This window comes from Evtepia sp. (genome assembly GCF_034090835.1).
Classification (GTDB): domain Bacteria; phylum Bacillota; class Clostridia; order Oscillospirales; family Oscillospiraceae; genus Evtepia.
The window spans coordinates 45,125-63,721 of the sequence record NZ_JAXDRS010000046.1 but is presented as its reverse complement, the minus strand read 5'-3'; the positions used below and the strand labels follow the sequence as shown (position 1 = coordinate 63,721).

Below are 18,597 nucleotides of genomic sequence, written 5' to 3'. Positions count from 1 at the left end.
CCTTTGCCTTTAAGGAAAGCTCCCTGTTTCGCAGATGGTGGTTGCTCATTACGGTATAGCCCTTGTTTCGTTCTACCCGGAAAACTGCCATAGTCTCACCTCCTTTAATCGTCTGGCTGTTACGCATTAGAACGTCGATTTCGAGGGAAAAGGTATAAACCCCTTACCCCGGCACAATCGCGCCCGGAAAACGGCTTCCGGCAAGGCAGAAATGCCGCCCAATGCGTAACGGTGGGCATGAAAAAAGCGGCATAGACTTCTGACAGAAAATCTATGCCGCTGGCATAAGCGAAAAGGGATGCTCCTTGCGGAAACATCCCCTTATCGCTCGATTATTCGATTTTTAGACTTGCCCTGTTTGCCCGCTGCCATAGAAAACCGTTGATTTAACTGCATTTTCTCATGTTTTCTTATGTCAGCGCGCCATCCTGCCGCCGGTTTTTCTTTTCTGCATACTCCCGGGGCCAAGGGGCACATACTACCATCACCCCACGAAAGAAGGTGAATCCCATGAGCCTCATTCCCTGCACCGACCCCTGCATCTATCAGCAGGAGGGCCGCTGCACCCTCTCCCGGGCGGCCTCCCGGGGGAATCCCTCCCCCCAGAAACCCTGCATCCACTACCTTCCCCGGGACCACTCAGAGCAGGACCGCCAGAGCTTCCCGGATATTCCGGACCGGGATCACCTGTAAGCCCTCCGGCGGGATCAGCTCCTCCCCCCGGGAGCGGGGGATCAGACACTTGGTGAAGCCCAGACGGCGGATCTCTCCCAGCCGCTGGCCCAGGGCAGACACCGCCCGCAGCTCCCCGGTGAGGCCCACCTCTCCGACCGCTACCAGGTCCGCCGGCACCGGCCGGTCCCGGAAGCTGGAGGCCAGGGCCAGCACCGCCGCCAGGTCTGCGCCGGGCTCGTCCAGGCTCAGGCCGCCGATCACGTTCAGGTAGGCATCGCAGGTGTTGACTCCCAGGCCACCCCGCTTCTCCAGCACCGCCATGAGCAGCATGGCCCGGTTGTAGTCAAACCCGTTGGTGCTCCGCCGGGGATTGCCAAAGGCCGTGGGGGTCAGCAGGGCCTGGATCTCCGCCAGCACCGGCCGGGCCCCCTCCATCACGCAGGTCACGCAGGTACCCGGCTCCTCGGTGAGCCGCCCTTCCAGAAGCATTTTGGAGGGGTTGGGGACCTCTCGCAGCCCCGTTTGGTCCATTTCAAAGACCCCGATCTCATTGGTGGCCCCATAGCGGTTCTTGGCCGCCCGGAGGATACGATAGGACAGATGCCGGTCTCCCTCAAAGTAGAGCACGCAGTCCACCATGTGCTCCAGCACCTTGGGGCCTGCCAGGTTCCCCTCCTTGTTCACGTGGCCCACCACAAACACCGTACACCCCTGCCCCTTGGCCAATCGGAGCAGGGACATGGTACACTCCTTTACCTGGGAAATACTCCCCGGGGAGGCCGTCACCTCCCCCTGATACATGGTCTGGATGGAGTCCACAATGAGCACCTGGGGACCCAGCTCCTCTGTGGCCGCCACCACGTTCTCCATTTGATTCTCCGCCAGCAGATAGAGGTTGTCCGCCTCCACCCCCAGCCGCTGGGCCCGCAGCTTCAGCTGCCGCTCGGATTCCTCCCCGGAGACATAGAGGACCATGGCCTCCTGGCAGAGCCGCTGGCAGATTTGCAGCAGCAGGGTGGATTTTCCCACCCCCGGCGCACCGCCGACCAGCACCAGAGAGCCTTTCACCGCGCCGCCGCCCAGCACCCGGTCCAGCTCGTCCAGCCCGGTGGGAAACCGAATCTCCTCCGAGGCCTCCAGCTCGGAAACCCGGCGAGGCCGGGGCCCAGCGCCTCGCAGCGCCGGCCCCTTGCTGCTGACCGTCCCTCTTGCCTTGGGGACAGCCGGTGCTTCGGTCATGGTATTCCATGCCCCGCAGCCCGGGCACTGCCCCTGCCACTTGGGGGTCTCGGTTCCGCACTGGGTACAATAAAACACAGTCTTCGCTTTCATATCAGGGACTCTCCCTCCTGGGCGCTCCCGCTGAGAAGATAGCAGGAGGCCAACGTCATGGCTAATTTCTGCTGGTAGGCCTTCTCCCGCAGCAGCGCCGCCTCTTTTTCATTGGACAGGAACCCACACTCCACCAGCACCGCCCGGCAGCCCACGTGATTCATGAGGTACACCGACGACGGCACATGCTGAGGCTTGCGGGTGTTCTCCGGGTCCAGCTTCTCCCGGATGGTATCCTGGATGGCCCGGGCCAGGGGCTGGGACAGCTGGGCATCCCCATAAAAGACCTGGGTCCCGTGATACCTTGCGTCTGGGTAGGAATTCTGGTGAATGCTGAGAAGGGTCCCATCCTCAATTCCACAAATGAGATCCACCCGGTGATGCAGATCCGACACCTTTTTCTCCCGAATGGTCCGGGCCGATGGGTCGTGGATGGATACATCGGCGTCCCGGGTGAGCACCGTCCGCACCCCGTAAAACCCCATCAGCCCATCCAATTGCAGCCCGATGGCCAGGTTGATGTCGCTCTCCTTCCCGCCGTCTGCGGTCAGCGCTCCGCCATCCTCGCCCCCGTGTCCCGGGTCAATGATCAAGGTTTGCTGGGTCTGACGGGCAAACACCGGCGCTGCCTCCAGCGGCCACAGAGCCTGTCCGATCCCCACCGCCGCCAACACCGCTCCCATGAGCCAGAGCCACCGGCTTCCTTTCCTTCCCATACCCTTCATAAGCGCTCCCTCCTTTGGCTCCACTGTATGCGCCGGAGGTAAGCACCATACCCAGGCTCGGGGCCTGGGTTTTATTTTTCCCATTATAGCAAAGCCCTCTCCCCTCCGCAATCCTCCGGTTCCCATCCCGGTCCCTGTCGCATACACTGGAATGAACGTGGTTCCCATCGGTTCCGCGTCCATTCTGTCAAAGGAGGTTGTTTTCTTGTCTTCTGAGCGACTTGCCGCACAAACCACCGGTTCCTCTTCCTGCGAGGCCGGTCAGGGCACCCTGCCCTCCTGCGGTCCCTTTGCCGTTCCCTTTGTGGCGGCCCAAAGCCCCAATCCTCCCCGGTATCCCCAGGGCAAAGCCCTGGCCAACGGGACCCTGTTCCCCGATCTGAACCTGCCCTTCCATCTGAAGGTGAACCCCGGTCAGGTGGCTGACACCCCCCTGAACCAGCTCCGGGCGCTGGACTTCGTCATTCTGGAACTGGGCCTCTACCTGGACACCCATCCCTATGACAGCGAAGTGTTCTCCCTCTTCCAGCACTACGTGGAGCTGGAGAAAACTGCCCGGGCTCAATACGTCAAAGAGCACGGCCCCCTCTTCCAGACGGACGCCGCCGCCAGCGGCAGCTATTCCTGGGGAGAAGGTCCCTGGCCCTGGCAGTTCCCGGAAAAGGAGGGGTGACCCATGTTTGTCTATCAGAAAAAGTTACAGTATCCTGTCCGTATTAAGAACACCAACCCCAAACTGGCCGCCCAGATCATCTCCCAGTACGGCGGGCCGCTGTGTCATATCCTACGACTTTCTTAAGAAAGACTGTACCGCCGGACCGTCACACCGTTTTCTTCTCTTCTCCGTGGAAATCCCCCCGTCTTTCTCCCCGTTTTTTCTCTTTTGGGCAGAGAGAAATCCCTTGTATCCCAACGGTTTTTCCCATCCTTATAAATTCTACCAATTCTCTTAAGAATTCCTTCATTTTCTCTTAATTGGCGCAAAAGAACCGTCTGTTATACTGAGCACAGTTAAAAGAGCAGACCCTTTGCTTTTCCACATACAGGAGGAGAGAGTATGAACGTATTGATCTTTACCGGCCGCTTTGGTATGGGCCATATCGCCGCTGCCCACGCAGTCCAGCAGGAGATCCTGCGTCAGGACCCCAGCGCCACTGTCACCGTAGTGGATATCGTCACTGAGTTCTACCCCCAGCTCCAGCGTCTGGTCTACGGATGCTTTGACTTCACCGTTAACTACTGCTCCGGCGTGTACAACATGCTCAACCGGATGGCAGGCCGCGGCAGCTACACTCCCATGAAGCGGGCCATGGCCCAGAAGCTGGACCAGCTTCTGATCCAGAGCAAGGCGGACCTGATCGTCTCCACCCTGCCTCTGAGCTCCCAGTACATTTCTGCATACAAGCGCACCACGGGCAGCACCATCCCCCTCTATACTTATGTGACCGACATCAGCGCCCACATTGAGTGGGTCGCTCCCCAGACCGACTGCTACTTCGTCGGCGACGAGACCACCCGGATGCAGCTGCTCCGCCACGGGGTCCCCGCCCACAAGATCGTGATCAGCGGTATCCCCGTCCGGGAAGACTTCCGCACCCAGCCCCAGAAGGCCAGCACCCGCAAAGAGCTGCTGGTGATGGGCGGCGGTCTGGGCCTCATCCCCAAGGCAGAGGAACTCCTCTCCGCCCTGGCCCAGGAGAGCGACGTCCACGTCACCATCATCACCGGCAACAACCAGACTCTGCGTCGGGAACTGTCGGAAGCCTACCCCCAGTTCGAGGTCCTGGGCTTCACGGACCGGGTGGCAGACTACATGGCCCGGGCGGACCTGCTGCTCACCAAGGCAGGGGGCAGCACCACCTTCGAGGCCATCCACGCCGGCACCCCCCTCTGCCTGCTCCGTCCCTTCCTGATGCAGGAAGAGGAAAACACCGCCTTTGTCCAGCGCCACGGCCTGGGCCATGTGCTCTGGAACAAGGGCATGGAGACCAAGGAGATCCTGTCCCTTCTCCATGACCAGGATCGGCTGGACAACATGAAGCAGCAGATGGCTGCCCTGCTCTGCCGCCTGAACCATATCACCGCTCTGGACCGCTTCTACTGTGAGGAACAGGAAGCATGTTGATCCTTCTTTTGGTGGTGGTCCTCCTGGCCGCAGGGAGCTACGCCTACCTGCCCACCATGGCGCTGAAACTCCGCCGCCGGCGGAGAGCCCGCCGCCGCCAGGACGGCAAGGTGCTCTACCTTACCTTTGACGACGGGCCTGACCCCCAGTATACCCCCGCTCTGCTGGACCTGCTGGCCCAGCACGACATCCACGCAACCTTTTTCGTGGTGGGTGACGCCGCCCAGGCTCATCCCCATATCATCCAACGAATGCAGGAGGAAGGTCATCTCATTGGACTCCATTCTGCCAGCCACAAGAGCGCATACCTCCTTACGCCCCGCCAGACCCGGGAAGACTTTGACCGGGGGGTGAAAACCATGGCCGGGCTGGGGGTTCCCCTTCTCTACTTCCGTCCCCCATGGGGCGTGGTGAATCTGGCATCGTTCCGGTCCATCCGCTACCACCGGCTGAAGCTGGCCCTCTGGGACGTGATGGCCCAGGACTGGCGGGGAGACATCACCGCCCGGGAGATCGTCCGGCGGCTGCGCCGCCGGTGCCGCAACGGCTCGGTGATCTGTCTCCACGACGGACGAGGGGAAAACGGCGCACCCGGACGAACCGTCCAGGCCCTCGCCCTGCTGCTCCCCCAGTGGCTGGAGGAAGGCTTCCAATTTCAGACCTTAGAGTATTATGAAGCATCTTAACTGGAAAAAAGGCATCGGATTCGGCCTCCTTTTTCTTCTTCTGCTGGGCGCCACCTTCCTGATCCTGCTGAAGGACCAGAACCCCGCCCAGCTGCGGGCCGCCCTGTCCCAGGCAAGCCTCCCCTGGCTGCTGCCGGGGATCGGCTGCATGGTGGTGTTCTTCCTCTGCGAGGCCAAGAACATCCAGACCGGGCTCGCCCTCTTCTCCTCCCCCGCGTCCTATCGCCAGTGCGTGAAGTACGCCATCACCGGCTTCTTCTTCAGTTCCGTGACCCCCTCTGCCTCCGGCGGCCAGCCCATGCAGCTGTTCGCCATGCACCGGGACGGCCACGCCCCCGCGCCGGGCGCCATGGCTCTTCTGGCGGAGTTCCTCTCCTTCCAGATGGCCGCAGTCACCCTGGCCTGCGTGGGCTTCGCCCTCCACTGGCGGACCCTCCTGGGCGTGCAGGAAAAGCTCTGGCTCTTCTTTGTGATCGGCGCCTCTTTGAACCTGCTCATCGCTCTCGGGCTGCTGTGCGCCGTGTGCTCCCGCCGCCTCATCCCCTCCCTCTGGAAGGGCCTTATGGCCTTGGCCAGACGGTTCTTCCCCCGCCGGGCCGATGGCTGGAACAACTGGGGCGTAAAGCAGTGGGAAGAGCTGACCCTCTGTCTCGACGCCTGCCGGACCCATAAAAAGCAGCTGGCGAAACTCTTCGCCACCTCTCTGGTTCAGCTGGTGGCTTACCACAGCGTCCCCTTCTGGGTCTATCTCTCCTTTGGCCTCTCCGGCCATTCCTTCCCCGCAGTGGTTGGGATGCAGGCTGTCCTCTTCCTGTCTGTGTCCTCCCTGCCCCTGCCCGGGGCGGTGGGCCTCAGCGAAGGCGGCTTCCTGCTGCTCTATCAGGCCCTCTTCCCCGCCACCGTGCTCTCCGGCGCCATGATCTTGAGCCGCGCTGTGAGCTTCTACCTCTTCCTGGCTGCCAGCGGCATCATCCTGGCCGCCCGTTTTCTCCTCCGCCTGGGGCGCTCTCCCCAAACAACACGCCCCCGCCCTGTCCCCCCTCCTTCTCTCCATTACGCCGCCCAAAAGCGGCTGGGGACCCGGGCCAATTCTCACAGCGGAGGGTATTGATAAAACCCCCGGTTTTGCAGTTCTGAACTGCAAAACCGGGGGCCTTTTTCATCTTTCCATTGGTTTTATTCAATGGGCAGTTCCCGGTGGGAAAAGCCCATGCGGACCTGGGTCCCTTCCCCCGGCCGGGAGGAAAGGGTCAAGCTGTGCCCCAGCAGGTCCGCCACCCGGCGGCACAGGTACAGCCCAATGCCCGTGGCCTTCTTGTCCGACCGGCCGTTGCCGCCGGTGTATCCCTTCTCAAACACCAGGGGCAGGTCCTCCGGGGCGATGCCGATGCCCGTGTCGGAAATGACCAGCACCTCATCCGGCTCCATGTGCAGGGAGATCTGCCCGCCGGAGGGGGTATACTTCAAGGCGTTGGACAGCAGCTGTTCCAGCAGAAAGGCCAGCCACTTCTCATCGCTGAGCACCACCGCCCCCGTCTCCTGAAAATCCAGGCGGATACGCTTGAGGATAAACAGCTTGGCATACTTCCGCAGCGTCTGCCGGATCACCTCGTCCAGGGCACAGGGACGGAGCACAAAGTCGGAGCTCTCGCTGTCCAGCCGCAAATATTGCAGCACCATCTCCACGTACTGGCTGATCTTCATAAGCTCCATTTCCATGGCTGAGTTCCGGCTGTCCCCTTCGGTCTGGAGGAACAACCCCATGGCCGCAATGGGCGTCTTGATCTGGTGGACCCACATGGTATAGTACTCCACCATATCGCGCAGTTCCTGCTCCGATCTATCCCGGATCCGCCGGTTTTCCCGGGAAAGCCGGTGGAGCAGGTCCAGATACGCCCCCTCCAGCAGGGAGCTCTCCTGGGGAAGGTGCTCCGCTGTCACCAGGATCTCTTCCTTTAAATGCAGGAGGGTCCAGTATTTGCGAAAATATCGAATCCAGTCCACCAGGGCAAACCCGGCGCTGCACAGCATCTCAAACAGCAGAAGGGTGAGAAAGGTCTCCCCCGGCAGGGCATACAGCCAGAAAAACAGCCCTGTTACGCACACACAAGACAGACAGGCCCCGATCACCAACCGGCGATCCGCCAGCCATCCTTTCAACACAACCCAAACCGTCATCTCACTTCACCATATAACCCAGGCCCTTTTTGGTTCCGATGAACCCATGCAGGCCAATGCTCTCCAGCTTCTTTCGCAGCCGGGTCATGTTCACATACAGGGCGTTTTCATCCACATAGGCATCGCACTCCCACAGGGCCGCCATCAGCGCATCCCGGGTCACCACATTGGGCTTGCTCTCCATGAGCACCTGCAGCATCCGGTTCTCATTCTTGGTGAGTTCCGCCTTCTCCCCTTCAAAGGTGATGGTGCAGTCCAGGCAGTTGAACAGCGCCCCCCGGTGCTCCATGAGATGGCTCTGCCCCTGATAATCATAGGCCCGCCGGAGGGCCGCCTGGACCTTGGCCAGCAGCACGGACAGGTCAAAGGGCTTGGGGATAAAATCATCTGCCCCCATATTGATGGCCATCACAATGTTGACGCTCTCCCCTGCGGAGGAGAGAAAGAGAATGGGCACCTTGGACACCTGGCGGATCCTCTGGCACCAGTGATAGCCGTTAAAAAAGGGCAGCACCACGTCCATCACCACCAGATGGGGCTGAAAGGCAGCAAACTCTTCCATCACATGGGCAAAGTCTTCCGCACACTGCACGGCAAAGCCCCAGCTCTTCAGCTTGGCGGCAATGGTGCCTGCAATGACCGGGTCATCCTCCACAAGAAAAATGCGATACACGGTGCCACCTCCTTTGACTTGCTCTGATCTCTTGTCCATCATCATACCTCCATCAGGAAAAAAGCGCAAGACAGACGCCCCTTTCCCAGCAAATCTAAAAAATTTATTAAGAATTCATTTTCCTCTTGATATCCTTTCCTTATTAGGATATAATCCTATTAAAGATCGTTCCCGGGAAAAAGGAGAGCAGCTCCATGCAACGCAATACCATCCAGCGGTCCCTGACCCTCAAGGCTGTACAGACCTTACGGTGTCACCCCACCGCAGAGCAAGTGTACAACGCCATTAAAGAGACCTGCCCCAGCATCAGCAAAGGCACGGTGTACCGTAACTTAAATCAGCTGGCCGAGAGCGGCCATATCCAAAAAATCGAACTTACGGACGGCGCGGCGCATTTTGACCACCGCTGCCACAAACACTATCATGTGACCTGCCTTGCTTGCGGAAGGGTATTTGACGCAGATGTGGCGCTGCCCGATCTGGAACGCTTCATCCAAAACAGCCATGGATTTCAATTCCTCGGCTATGACCTCATGTTCAAGGGGATCTGCCCTGCATGCTCCGCATCGTCACAACACAGCGATACTACGGAGAATCCCACCCCGTAAATCAACCAAGAAAAGGAGATATGACAATGAGAAGCATCACGACACTCGACCTGCAATACGCCCACCGTTTTTATGGCTTCAAAGGCGAAGCCCAGTACCTCCATGGTCACACCGGCGTGCTGACCATTGAAGTAGAGGACTCCATCAACCCCGGCGTGAACATGGCCTTCCCCTGTAACGAGATCCAGAAAACCGCCTGGGAAGTCCTGAAGAACTTCGACCATTCCCTGATCCTCCGAGAGGACGATCCCCTGCTGCCCGCCGTACTGGACGTGTATGAAAAGCAGGGCATCAAAAACGGCGCCCCCAACAACGTGATGAAGGGCCCCGCTTTCAAGACCGAGCTGGCCACCGCATATCCGGACTGTCGGTTGGTGGTCACCAAGGAGACCATGACCGTAGAGGGCATGATCAAGATCGTCTATGACCTGCTCAAGGATAAGCTGAACATCGTGAAGCTGACCTTCACCAGCGGCGTCAACGCCGCCACCGAGGAGTACCCCTCCCACCTGCATCTGGACCGCTGCCCCCTGTGCGGCATCGCACTGGACGAGCACGGCGTCTGCCCCAAGTGCGGCTACAAGAAGGGCTGAGTTTCCCTTCTCTCAAGAAAATACCTCCTGTAGAAAAGCCTTGGAACCCTCTGGGTTCCAAGGCTTTTTCTCTGGTTCATCGCACGATTTTATAATAGGTCCTGGCAGTCAGGGCGTAGATGACGAGATAGCCTACGGCGAAAATCACCACCGTGACCCCACAGACCGTGGCAAAGAGGGCCGTGTTGGTCAGGGACAGGGCTGCCAGCATTTTGGTGATCATCTTGAAGGCAACCGCCAGATGAATCACCGCCCCGGCCAGGGGCAGGAAAAAGACTGTCCGCACCTGGCTGCGAATGGAGGTCCGCACCTGCCGCTGGCTCATGCCCACCTTTTCCATGATGGCAAAGCGTTCCTTGTCCTCGTATCCCTCGGAGATCTGCTTGTAGTAGATGATCAGCACAGTGGCCATCAGGAAGAGGATGCCCAGGAAAACGCCCAGGAAGAGCAGGCTGCCGTACATGGCATAAATATCTTCTTCCGCTTCCTGGCGGAAGGAGGCGCTGAATCCGCCCCTCTCCTCGGTGCCGATCACCTGACCGTTCTCGTCATAGACCGGTACCTCTACCGGCTCCGAGAGCTTTTTGGTAATTGCCCGATACAGATCCTTGACCTCTTCCCGCGGGGCATCAAAGTCCAGATTCAGCTCCCACTGAAAACCGCTGGACCCCTGAGACGCTACCTTCATGTTTTCATTCAGGGTTTCCAGCGCCTGGTCGTCGGCTACCACCACGTGCAGGTTCTTGTCACTGTAGGCAGGGACATCCGAAAACCCTTCCTCCAGCCACTGCTTAACCTGGTAGGTTGTGCCCCAAAGGGTCAGGGTATCCCCACCGGCTCCTGTACCGCTGTAGACCGCTGCCTCTCCTTCTTTCAGCGTGAGCTGCTGGCCTGTGGCCCGGTTGTACTCTGCGGCGGTGATGACCCGCAGGTTAATCATATCATCGATGCCGCTGGTCTCTCCAGGCGAGACATAACTGCCATTTTCCTGCACCACAGCAGAGTCGATGATATTCCGCTCGATCACCTGGATGGGCTTGGGGCCGTCATACTCCTCTACAGTGTCCATGACCAGCTTACGGTACTCCTCTTCCGACCGGACGTTATCATTGTCACGCCACTGGAAAAAGGTCATGTCATGGGGATACATACTATTCAGGCTGTCGTCCACCCCCATGTACAGGCACACGCAGACCGACAGCATCACCAGCACCATGGTGGACAGAATACAGATGTTGGCCAGGCCAACCGCGTTCTGCTTCATCCGGTAGAGCATCCCGGAGACCCCAATGAAATGCTTGGGCTGATAATAATATTTTTTCCGCTTTTTCAGCCCCTTGAGCAGCGCGATGCTCCCCGCCACAAAGAGGCAATAGGTCCCGATGATCACCAGGATCACCGCCAGGAAGAACAGGGAGAGCGCTTTCAAAGGAGACGTGACGGTGAGCGCGATCCAATAGCCGGCGCCCAGGGTGGCCACACCCAGCAGGGCCAGAAGTTTCTTGGTCTTGGGCTCCCGCTCCCCCACGTCGCCGCCCCGCAGCAGTTCTACTGGCTTGGACAGCCGCACATGGAGCAGGTTCCGCAGCAGCGCCAGCACGTAGATGCCCACAAACAGGACCATCGACACCAAGATGGTCTTTCCGCTCACGGAAAACCCAAAGTGCACCTGGAAGAACAGCAGCTTGAACACCAGCAGCATCAGCAGCTTGGAGAAGAGGATGCCCAGCAGCAGACCCAGGCCCACGGCGATCAGGCAGGTATATCCCATCTCCCAGAAAAGGACCGCACCAATGTGCCGCTTGGACATGCCCAGGATGTTATACAGGCCGATCTCCTTTTGGCGGCGCTTGATCAAAAAGCTGTTGGTATAAAAGAGGAAGATCACAGAGAACAGCCCCACAACCACCACACCAAACCCCATGATGCTGCTCATGGTTCTGGCGCCGGTGGGCAGCGCCTTCAGGTCCTCACTCCAGGCCAGGAAACCCATGTTGTAAAACATGGCCACCGTCAGAAGTCCGGTCAGCAGGTAGGGCACCACAAAGCGGCGGTTGCGCACCATGTTCCCCGCCGCCATTTTGGGGAAAAAGAGGTTACCCACGGTTCTCACCTCCTGCGGCCAGGGCCGTGAGGGTGTCTGCGATCTGGGCGAACATGGCCTCGTTGCTCCGGTCGCCTCGGTAGAGCTGGTGGAAGACCTCCCCGTCCTTGATGAAGAGCACCCGTCCGGCCCGGCTGGCGGCCCGGGCTGAGTGGGTCACCATCAAAATGGTCTGGCCCTCCTGGTTGATCTGGCTGAACAGATCCAGCAGCTGGTCCGCCGACCGGGAGTCCAGGGCGCCGGTGGGCTCGTCGGCCAGCAGAATGCTGGGGTCGGTGATGCAGGCCCGGGCCACAGCCGCCCGCTGCTTCTGGCCGCCGGACACCTCATAGGGATACTTCTCCAGAATGTCCCGGATCCCCAGCTTCTCCGCCAGGGGCTCCAGCCGGCGGGTCATCTCCTGGTATTTTACCCCGGACAGCACCAGCGGCAGAAGGATGTTATCTTTCAAGGAGAAGGTATCCAGCAGGTTAAAGTCCTGAAAGACGAAGCCCAGGTTGTCCCGGCGGAAATCCGCCAGATCCCGCTCCCGGATCTTGCCCAGGTCCCTGCCCTCCAGCAGCACCTCGCCGCTGGTGGCCTGGTCCAGGGAGGCCACAATATTCAAAAGGGTGGTTTTTCCGGAGCCGGACTCCCCCATGATCGCCAGATACTCTCCTTTTTCCACAGAGAAATTCACGTTCCGCAGCGCCTGCACCAGATGCCCGCCCAAGCGGGTGGTGTAGGTCTTTTTTACGTTCTTCACTTCAAGCAGTGTCATATGTCATCCCTCCGGATCATCAGTTTACAGGTCTATTCTACGTTCAGGGTCCAGAAGGCGCCATCGCTTTTTCTTACATTTCCTTCCCGTTTCTTACATTCTTGAAAGGTTTGCTTTTCTTCTGTTTCCCCCTGCTATTCTCCGCCATTTCATCCTAAAACTTCGGTTTTCCCCTGTCAATGGAACCTCCGATTTCTTCATGATTTTTCATCGTTTCTTTATCGAATCTTAAAAATTGGCGCAAGAAAAGCGCCGCCCCATATGGGGCGGCGCTGTCATCACAAGTGGGAAAGGCAATCCCGATGCGATCAGATGAGGTTCAGCTTCACGTGCTCGGTGGAAGCCAGCTTGCTGTAGTCGCTGTCGATGGTCACAGAACCGTCCACGACCTTCTTGAACAGATCTTCGTACTGCTCAACGGTGTAGTTCTTCATGGACCAGGTGTCGGTGGGCAGACCAACTGCGTGGTCCTTGGCGCCCAGAGAGGTGCCCTTGCCGCCGATCTCTGGGAAGGTGTTGTCATAGACCTTGGCCAGAGCCCACTGGGCTGCGTCGGCCAGACCCTTCATAGCGGAAGTGATGACGGTGTCAGACTCGCTGGACTGGTCCACGTCCACGCCGATGACCAGGCCGTCGTTGGCAGCAGCAGCAGCAACGATGGAGGCGAACATGGAGCCGCCGCAGGCAAAGATCACTTCAGTACCATTGGTGTACCAGCCGTTGGCCATGGTCTGCAGCTCAGGAGAGCCGGTGAAGCTTGCGCCATACTGCCAGGAGTAGTTCATCTCGACCTGAACGTTCTTCTCAGCAGCAGCAGCTTCTGCGCCCTGGACAAAGCCGTAGCCATACCGGCAGACAGCGGGGTTCTCACCGCCGCCGCCGCCGCTGAAGCCCAGCTTGGTGTAGCCTTCCATGACAGCTGCGTAACCTGCGAAGTAGCCGCACTGCTCTTCCTGGAAAGCAATACCTGCCACGTTGGTCAGGTCGTTGCCGGCAGCGTCCTTCACGGGATAGCCATCGATGAAGATGAACTTTGCGTCAGGGAAGTCAGCAGCAGCCTTGGTCAGAGCTGCTTCCTGCAGGAAGCCAGCGCAAACCACCACGTCAGCGCCGCCGTCCACAGCAGCCTTCATGGCGTTGTAGCGGTCGTCGTCGGTAGCCTGGTCGCCGTTGGCGGGCTGATAGTACTTGTAGGACAGGTCGTTGGCCTTGGCATACAGCTTCACGCCGTTCCAGGTACCCTCGTTGAAGGACTTGTCCTTCAGGGAGCCCACGTCAGTGACGAAAGCGATCTTGTACTTCCCGTCAGAAGAAGTCATGGTGTCCGGGATGGCGTTGGCATCTGTTGCTGCAGAAGTGCCTCCATCACCCTTTCCGGAATCTGCGGGGTCAGAAGCGGGTTTGTTGGTGTTGCCGCAGGCGGCCAGAGCAAACGTCATGACCAGAGCAAGCAGCAGAGCAAGAATTCTTTTCATGCCTTTTCATTCCTCCGTTTCAACATGGTTGGTGCCGTGTGGGCAAGATATTCGCCACACTTTGCTGATATTATATCATTTATGCATGAATCAATCAAGCGTCCCTATAAAATCGCTTTCATTTTAGTCCTTTCATACAAATCTAACCACAACATTTTGTAAACCTTGTGAATGGACCTCTTTTCCGGCCCGGCAAATGGAAGGCCCGGTTCCTCTCTTCGGGCAAAAACACCACAGAATCCTCCCCCTGTAAAATTGCATTCCCGCCCCGGATATGATACAGTTATCTCATCTTGATTCTCTACAACAGAAGGCAGGTGCAGTATGGCCAAACTCTACTTTAAATACGGCGCCATGGGCAGCTCCAAGTCCGCCCAGGCCCTCATCACACAGTTCAACTACGAAGAGCTGGGGATGCACGTCTGGCTCATCAAACCCAGCATCGATGACCGGGACGGCCCCTCCATCATCAAAAGCCGGGTGGGCCTCTCCCGCGAGGCCCATGTGGTCCAGCCCCAGGACGACCTCCTCCAGGGCTATCTCTCCGCTGGACAGTGCGACGTCATCATCGCCGACGAGGCCCAGTTCTTCACCCCCCGGCAGATCGACCAGCTCCGGGCCATCGTAGACGATTACGACATCCCCGTCCTCTGCTTCGGCCTGCGCACCGACTTCCTCACCCACCTCTTCCCCGGTTCCCAGCGGCTCATGGAGCTGGCAGACTCTATCACCGAGATCAAAAACGTCTGCGCCTGCGGCTCCAAGGCCACCGTCAACGCCCGCCTGGACCAGAACGGCAACATCGTCACCCACGGCGACCAGGTCCTCCTGGGCGGCAACGACAGTTACACCGCCATGTGCCACCGGTGCTGGCGAAAAAAGATCCGGGAACAGGAAACCGCCGCCCAGCTCCCCTGATCCCTCCCTTTTTCGTCCCGGTTTTCCAAAAAACTGGTGCCATTTCTTACTTTTTATGGTATACTGTGGTTACTCTTTTTCGCGTTCCCACGCCACTTTCTCAGGAGGTCACCGCCTATGAAATGCCCCTTCTGCGCTACTCTGGACAGCAAAGTTGTGGACTCCCGTCCCGCCAACGATGGAACCAGCATTCGCCGGCGAAGAGAATGTCTCAAATGTCATAACCGCTTTACCACCTATGAGACCATCGAGGTCCTGCCCCTCATCGTCATCAAGAAAAACGGAAGCCGGCAGGCCTTCGACCGGAGCAAGCTTATGAACAGTATGCTGAAAGCCTGCGAAAAACGGACCGTCTCCCTCTCTCTTCTGGAAAAAGCCGCCGACGACATCGAAAAGGAACTGCAAAACGAACTGGGCGGTGAGGTCTCCTCCAACCAGATCGGCGAGCTGGTGATGGACAAGCTGAAAGACCTGGATGAAGTCGCCTACGTCCGCTTCGCCTCGGTCTACCGCCAGTTTAAGGATATCAACATCTTTATGGATGAACTCAACAAGCTCCTGGACCGCAAAAAATGATCCCAGCCACCCCGGCACCGGTCCACGCTCTCATATGACCGACAAAGTCCCCCTTGATGCAGAACATGAACTGCATCAAGGGGGACTTTTATGGTGTTTCCGTCTCCGTTGTTTTCTCTCCCGGCAGCATCCTGCCAGAGGGCAGTTCTCAGTCCTTCAGCGAGAAGGTGAAGACTGCTGCGGGATCGTCATAGTTTTCGTTGGTGACCCACAGTACGCTCCTGTCGGTCAGGTTATAGACGGCGCTGTGCACCGTGCAGCCGTTCTTGTCGTCGTTGTCCCAGCTGCGGCGGCCCACGATCTGGAGGATATCCATCGCCGCCTGCTCGTCAGGCACCACACCGGAAACGGCCTGGAGTTCCTGGTACAGGCGGTCGTACCGGTCAGCCCCCTTCTTATTCTCGGCGGGCACCCCATCATAGTAGCCGGGCTGCAGCACAAAGTTGGTGACCACCTGGTAGCTGCTGTCAGCTTCCCGCTGACCGATGGATGCATCCTGGTCGTTGTAGATCACCTTCAGGGTACGCTGGCTGCCATCGTTGTCCGTGGTGTCCACCGCATCGTCGGCAGTCCACTCCAGAATGGCGCTTCTGCCGGAAGCGTCCGCTACCATGTAGTGATAAGAGGTCTCGGCAGAGTCATGGAGGTCATAGGAAGAGGCGATCTCCACCGCTTCTTCCACGTTGTCGGCGTAGTCCAGAATGAGGCGCAGCAGGGTGGTGGAGGTAAAGTCCGGCTTGTCGGTATTCTGGTCGGTGGGAATGGTTTCGTCCCCTCCCTGGTAGGTCATGTAGATGCCGCAGCTGACCCCTGCGTCATTGACGCCGTCCAGAGGGGCATACGGGGCAGCCAGACAGGTGATCTTATCCATCATGGAGGTCAGGTTCTGGTCCACGTCGATCCCCAGGAACTGCAGGTCGACCGTAGAGATGGAGGCGTGACGCCCCTCATTGGCCTCGGTAAAGACCAGCATGGTGTTGGTCTTGGAAAAATCGTAGTTGCGGGCAAAAAGGACATCCCCGTCCTGGGTGGCGGCCGTGAAGGAGGAGCAGCCGATCTCAGGGGCGCTCATATCCATCTTGATCACGCCCTTGGTGATGCGATCCGTGATGAACTGGATGAGCTCGCTGTCGCTGCTCACACCGCCCTGCTCCACAAATTCATCCAGGTAGAAGCCGCCCTTGACCTGCATCGTGTAAACAGCGCCGTCCAGATGGGCATCGTTCCGGTCCCGCAGCATCTGGATGCTGGTCACAGCGCCGATCTCGTTGCGCCAGACAGCAAAGACCGCCGCCAGCGCTGCCACCACCAGCACAACAACCACCGCCACCACGGACAGCAGGATCTTTTTCCATTTTCTCTTTGAACTCACAGCATGCATAGAAACTTTCCTTCCTTTTTCCGTTCTTTGAAAAACACAAGCCCATATTATGGCAAGAAAGGCTCCCATTGTCAAGCAGTTTTCCCAATTCCCTCCCCCGTTTTTTCCGTCGCCCCACAACAGGGCCGGGCAGCGCAAAGATCCCCGTACATGCCCGATGAGGCATGTACAGGGATCTGGTGGTGCGATTGCGTTTTGTCATCCTGGCCCGCAGGAAAGAGCAGGCCCTTTACGGACTGGGGACCTGGATATCCCCCTGCTCTGCGGCAAACCGGTCCAGCTCCTCCCGGAGGGCCTGGTAGAACCGGGCCATGTGCAGGCCGTCCACCAACGCATGGTGACAGAGCAGAGAGACCGGAAGCACGGCCCGCTCTCCCTCCCAGCGATAGGCGCCCCAGGTGATCCGGGGGTTGCTGTCCGCCGGAAAGGGCGTGGGCTGCACCAGGGCCTCATAGGAAACCCAGGGCAGGCAGGACACAAAGAAGAGGGATTCCCCCTCCTCCCCGTCCTCCAGGGAGCGGGCTGTCCTGGCCGCCTCCTGGGCTGCTTGGGCATAGGGAAGGTAGTCCTCAAAGGGCAAATCACTGCGCAGAGCACAGTAACAATAGGTTCCATCCTCCAGGGCCACCGTATGGGATGTGGGACAGTGGCGATACTGGCGGATGCCCTCCTCCCCGATCCGCTGCCGCAGTTCCGGAATCCGATTGGCGCTGCGGGAGACGCAGTAGAGGAAGGTCAGGAAAAAGGGATACCCCTTTCTCTTCACCACCTGTAAAAAGTCCTGGATCTCTATGGAAACCGTCAGCCCTGCGTAGGGCTGGGCCAGGGACGAAAAGTACTCAAAGTGGGCCCGCCGCTTATAGTCCAACAGGGGAATGAGCTCATAGGCTTCCATGGCTCCTCCTTACCGGTACTGGATGAGCAGGTTCAGGTTGCTCTGGTCCATGCTGGAAAACCGCAGCTGGCTGGAATCTCTGGTCCGGCCATGGTACCAGGGCTGTCCCTCAAACATGTTCTGCAGGCTCTGGGTACTGAAAATATACCCGTTCTTGGCGTAAATGGTGTTAATGAGCAGCTGCACATCATATTGGGAGAGGTTCCGTACATAGCTGGCGCTGAGGGGCGAATCCACAGCGTAGCGGCTCCACATCCAGCCCAGAGAGGAGCTGCTCCCGGAGGCGGACTCCCGGTAGCGCACCAGCAGGTTCAGATTGCTCCGGTCCAGAGAGGACATGTGCAGCCGGGAGACATCGTTGGAAACCGGCACATACCAGGGCATCTGGCTAAAGTACCGCTGGATATGTTCCGTGCGGAACACGTAGCCGTTCTTTGCATAGATCTGGTTGATGACAAACTGGATGGCCTCCTGGTCCATGGCGCTCACCTCCCGCTCGGAGAGGTAGTAGGTGGGATAGACCGAGGCAGGATTGGTCTCCCGCACGTAGACCACATAGGTGTCCCAGGACGCAGCGTTTCCAGAGGAAGAGGCGGTCTGCTTCTCCCCGCTGCCCTGCTCCTCGTCTGCGCCCACGATGACCTCCACATGGGCAGAGACGTCGCTGTATTCTTTGGAGGCAACGCTGATGGTACAGTTGCCGTCCCCGATGGCGCTCACCATGCCCCGGCTGTCCACCGTGGCAACGCTCTTATTGCTGCTGGTCCAGATGAATTTGCTCTCAGGGGCGTCAGAGGGGGTCATCACCACCTGGATGACTTCCTGATCCCCTTTCTTAAGATGCAGGGTTCCGGGTAAGCTGCGATGGATTGCAGCGTGTTACTCTCTGTGCT

General features: G+C 58.7%; 19 protein-coding genes and 2 pseudogenes. 10 read left to right on the top strand and 11 right to left on the bottom strand.

Annotated features, from left to right (window positions below):
• Positions 1 to 127: pseudogene (locus tag SOR61_RS08675) on the bottom strand (helix-turn-helix domain-containing protein); the annotation flags it as partial.
• 383 nt (positions 128 to 510) lie between these two features.
• Between SOR61_RS08675 and SOR61_RS08670 the strand changes: the two are divergent.
• A complete protein-coding gene (locus SOR61_RS08670) occupies positions 511 to 693 on the top strand; it encodes a hypothetical protein (RefSeq protein ID WP_320612265.1) in 183 nt (60 codons plus the stop codon).
• Here SOR61_RS08670 and radA read toward each other — a convergent pair.
• Complete coding sequence (gene radA, locus SOR61_RS08665) at positions 640 to 2,007, bottom strand: DNA repair protein RadA (protein ID WP_320612264.1); 1,368 nt, start codon at positions 2,005 to 2,007, stop codon at positions 640 to 642. The genes SOR61_RS08670 and radA overlap by 54 nt on opposite strands.
• Complete coding sequence (locus SOR61_RS08660) at positions 2,004 to 2,732, bottom strand: N-acetylmuramoyl-L-alanine amidase (protein WP_320612263.1); 729 nt, start codon at positions 2,730 to 2,732, stop codon at positions 2,004 to 2,006. Before SOR61_RS08660 ends, radA begins: the two co-directional genes overlap by 4 nt.
• Before the next feature lie 205 nt (positions 2,733 to 2,937).
• Between SOR61_RS08660 and SOR61_RS08655 the strand changes: the two genes are divergently transcribed.
• The 5 genes and pseudogenes from SOR61_RS08655 (at position 2,938) to SOR61_RS08635 (ending at position 6,654) form a co-directional block, all read left to right on the top strand.
• Complete coding sequence (locus tag SOR61_RS08655) at positions 2,938 to 3,405, top strand: spore coat protein CotJB (RefSeq protein ID WP_320612262.1); 468 nt, start codon at positions 2,938 to 2,940, stop codon at positions 3,403 to 3,405.
• Between the two features lie 3 nt (positions 3,406 to 3,408).
• Positions 3,409 to 3,504, top strand: a pseudogene (locus tag SOR61_RS08650) (manganese catalase family protein); the annotation flags it as partial.
• A gap of 285 nt (positions 3,505 to 3,789) precedes the next feature.
• Positions 3,790 to 4,857 carry an MGDG synthase family glycosyltransferase gene (locus SOR61_RS08645; RefSeq protein ID WP_320612261.1) on the top strand — a complete coding sequence of 356 codons (1,068 nt, stop codon included), beginning with the start codon at positions 3,790 to 3,792 and terminating at the stop codon, positions 4,855 to 4,857.
• Positions 4,851 to 5,543 carry a polysaccharide deacetylase family protein gene (locus SOR61_RS08640; RefSeq protein WP_320612260.1) on the top strand — a complete coding sequence of 231 codons (693 nt, stop codon included), beginning with the start codon at positions 4,851 to 4,853 and terminating at the stop codon, positions 5,541 to 5,543. The genes SOR61_RS08645 and SOR61_RS08640 overlap by 7 nt, the downstream gene beginning before the upstream one ends.
• Positions 5,530 to 6,654 (top strand): lysylphosphatidylglycerol synthase transmembrane domain-containing protein, encoded by a 1,125-nt coding sequence (locus tag SOR61_RS08635; protein WP_320612259.1) that lies wholly within the window; start codon positions 5,530 to 5,532, stop codon positions 6,652 to 6,654. The genes SOR61_RS08640 and SOR61_RS08635 overlap by 14 nt, the downstream gene beginning before the upstream one ends.
• A gap of 65 nt (positions 6,655 to 6,719) precedes the next feature.
• Here the strand turns inward: SOR61_RS08635 and SOR61_RS08630 are convergent, their stop codons facing one another.
• Both SOR61_RS08630 and SOR61_RS08625 read right to left on the bottom strand, forming a co-directional pair.
• Positions 6,720 to 7,706 (bottom strand): sensor histidine kinase, encoded by a 987-nt coding sequence (locus SOR61_RS08630; RefSeq protein WP_320612258.1) that lies wholly within the window; start codon positions 7,704 to 7,706, stop codon positions 6,720 to 6,722.
• Positions 7,707 to 7,722: 16 nt separating this feature from the next.
• Complete coding sequence (locus SOR61_RS08625; RefSeq protein ID WP_320612257.1) at positions 7,723 to 8,394, bottom strand: response regulator transcription factor; 672 nt, start codon at positions 8,392 to 8,394, stop codon at positions 7,723 to 7,725.
• A 194-nt stretch (positions 8,395 to 8,588) separates the two neighbouring features.
• Between SOR61_RS08625 and SOR61_RS08620 the strand changes: the two genes are divergently transcribed.
• Both SOR61_RS08620 and SOR61_RS08615 read left to right on the top strand, forming a co-directional pair.
• Positions 8,589 to 9,002: a transcriptional repressor gene (locus SOR61_RS08620; protein ID WP_320612256.1), complete on the top strand. Its 414-nt coding sequence runs from the start codon at positions 8,589 to 8,591 to the stop codon at positions 9,000 to 9,002.
• A 26-nt stretch (positions 9,003 to 9,028) separates the two neighbouring features.
• On the top strand, positions 9,029 to 9,595 hold the full coding sequence (locus tag SOR61_RS08615; RefSeq protein WP_320612255.1) for a 6-carboxytetrahydropterin synthase: 567 nt from the start codon (positions 9,029 to 9,031) through the stop codon (positions 9,593 to 9,595).
• Between the two features lie 76 nt (positions 9,596 to 9,671).
• Here SOR61_RS08615 and SOR61_RS08610 read toward each other — a convergent pair whose 3' ends face one another.
• From SOR61_RS08610 to SOR61_RS08600, 3 genes are all read right to left on the bottom strand, one after another.
• Entirely contained in the window at positions 9,672 to 11,699 is a 2,028-nt protein-coding gene (locus SOR61_RS08610; protein WP_320612254.1) for an FtsX-like permease family protein, read from the bottom strand.
• A complete protein-coding gene (locus SOR61_RS08605; protein ID WP_320612253.1) occupies positions 11,692 to 12,459 on the bottom strand; it encodes an ABC transporter ATP-binding protein in 768 nt (255 codons plus the stop codon). Before SOR61_RS08605 ends, SOR61_RS08610 begins: the two co-directional genes overlap by 8 nt.
• A gap of 308 nt (positions 12,460 to 12,767) precedes the next feature.
• The gene (locus SOR61_RS08600) at positions 12,768 to 13,934 is read right to left on the bottom strand and encodes a BMP family ABC transporter substrate-binding protein (RefSeq protein WP_320612252.1); all 1,167 of its coding nucleotides are present in this window, start codon (positions 13,932 to 13,934) and stop codon (positions 12,768 to 12,770) included.
• A gap of 324 nt (positions 13,935 to 14,258) precedes the next feature.
• Between SOR61_RS08600 and SOR61_RS08595 the strand changes: the two genes are divergently transcribed.
• Both SOR61_RS08595 and nrdR read left to right on the top strand, forming a co-directional pair.
• Positions 14,259 to 14,852, top strand: coding sequence for a thymidine kinase (locus tag SOR61_RS08595; RefSeq protein ID WP_320612251.1), 594 nt, complete (start codon positions 14,259 to 14,261; stop codon positions 14,850 to 14,852).
• Between the two features lie 117 nt (positions 14,853 to 14,969).
• Entirely contained in the window at positions 14,970 to 15,428 is a 459-nt protein-coding gene (nrdR, locus tag SOR61_RS08590; RefSeq protein ID WP_320612250.1) for a transcriptional regulator NrdR, read from the top strand.
• 148 nt (positions 15,429 to 15,576) lie between these two features.
• On the opposite strand, the gene SOR61_RS08585 is transcribed toward nrdR, so the two are convergent.
• The 3 genes from SOR61_RS08585 to SOR61_RS08575 all read right to left on the bottom strand — a co-directional run bounded on the left by SOR61_RS08585 (position 15,577) and on the right by SOR61_RS08575 (position 18,550).
• Entirely contained in the window at positions 15,577 to 16,809 is a 1,233-nt protein-coding gene (locus SOR61_RS08585) for a C45 family peptidase (RefSeq protein WP_320612249.1), read from the bottom strand.
• A 229-nt stretch (positions 16,810 to 17,038) separates the two neighbouring features.
• Positions 17,039 to 17,704: a CatA-like O-acetyltransferase gene (locus SOR61_RS08580; protein WP_320612248.1), complete on the bottom strand. Its 666-nt coding sequence runs from the start codon at positions 17,702 to 17,704 to the stop codon at positions 17,039 to 17,041.
• A gap of 9 nt (positions 17,705 to 17,713) precedes the next feature.
• Positions 17,714 to 18,550 (bottom strand): YARHG domain-containing protein, encoded by an 837-nt coding sequence (locus SOR61_RS08575; protein ID WP_320612266.1) that lies wholly within the window; start codon positions 18,548 to 18,550, stop codon positions 17,714 to 17,716.
• Positions 18,551 to 18,597 lie beyond the last annotated feature (47 nt).

Excerpts from the sequence above, each read along its gene's own strand:
- SOR61_RS08640 (WP_320612260.1), top strand. The coding sequence starts at position 4,851 with ATGTTGATCCTTCTTTTGGTGGTGGTCCTCCTGGCCGCAGGGAGCTAC.
- SOR61_RS08615 (WP_320612255.1), top strand. The coding sequence starts at position 9,029 with ATGAGAAGCATCACGACACTCGACCTGCAATACGCCCACCGTTTTTAT.
- SOR61_RS08600 (WP_320612252.1), bottom strand. The coding sequence starts at position 13,934 with ATGAAAAGAATTCTTGCTCTGCTGCTTGCTCTGGTCATGACGTTTGCT.
- SOR61_RS08605 (WP_320612253.1), bottom strand. The coding sequence starts at position 12,459 with ATGACACTGCTTGAAGTGAAGAACGTAAAAAAGACCTACACCACCCGC.
- SOR61_RS08585 (WP_320612249.1), bottom strand. The coding sequence starts at position 16,809 with ATGCATGCTGTGAGTTCAAAGAGAAAATGGAAAAAGATCCTGCTGTCC.
- SOR61_RS08670 (WP_320612265.1), top strand. The coding sequence starts at position 511 with ATGAGCCTCATTCCCTGCACCGACCCCTGCATCTATCAGCAGGAGGGC.
- SOR61_RS08595 (WP_320612251.1), top strand. The coding sequence starts at position 14,259 with ATGGCCAAACTCTACTTTAAATACGGCGCCATGGGCAGCTCCAAGTCC.
- SOR61_RS08635 (WP_320612259.1), top strand. The coding sequence starts at position 5,530 with ATGAAGCATCTTAACTGGAAAAAAGGCATCGGATTCGGCCTCCTTTTT.
- SOR61_RS08580 (WP_320612248.1), bottom strand. The coding sequence starts at position 17,704 with ATGGAAGCCTATGAGCTCATTCCCCTGTTGGACTATAAGCGGCGGGCC.
- SOR61_RS08660 (WP_320612263.1), bottom strand. The coding sequence starts at position 2,732 with ATGAAGGGTATGGGAAGGAAAGGAAGCCGGTGGCTCTGGCTCATGGGA.
- radA (WP_320612264.1), bottom strand. The coding sequence starts at position 2,007 with ATGAAAGCGAAGACTGTGTTTTATTGTACCCAGTGCGGAACCGAGACC.
- SOR61_RS08645 (WP_320612261.1), top strand. The coding sequence starts at position 3,790 with ATGAACGTATTGATCTTTACCGGCCGCTTTGGTATGGGCCATATCGCC.
- nrdR (WP_320612250.1), top strand. The coding sequence starts at position 14,970 with ATGAAATGCCCCTTCTGCGCTACTCTGGACAGCAAAGTTGTGGACTCC.
- SOR61_RS08620 (WP_320612256.1), top strand. The coding sequence starts at position 8,589 with ATGCAACGCAATACCATCCAGCGGTCCCTGACCCTCAAGGCTGTACAG.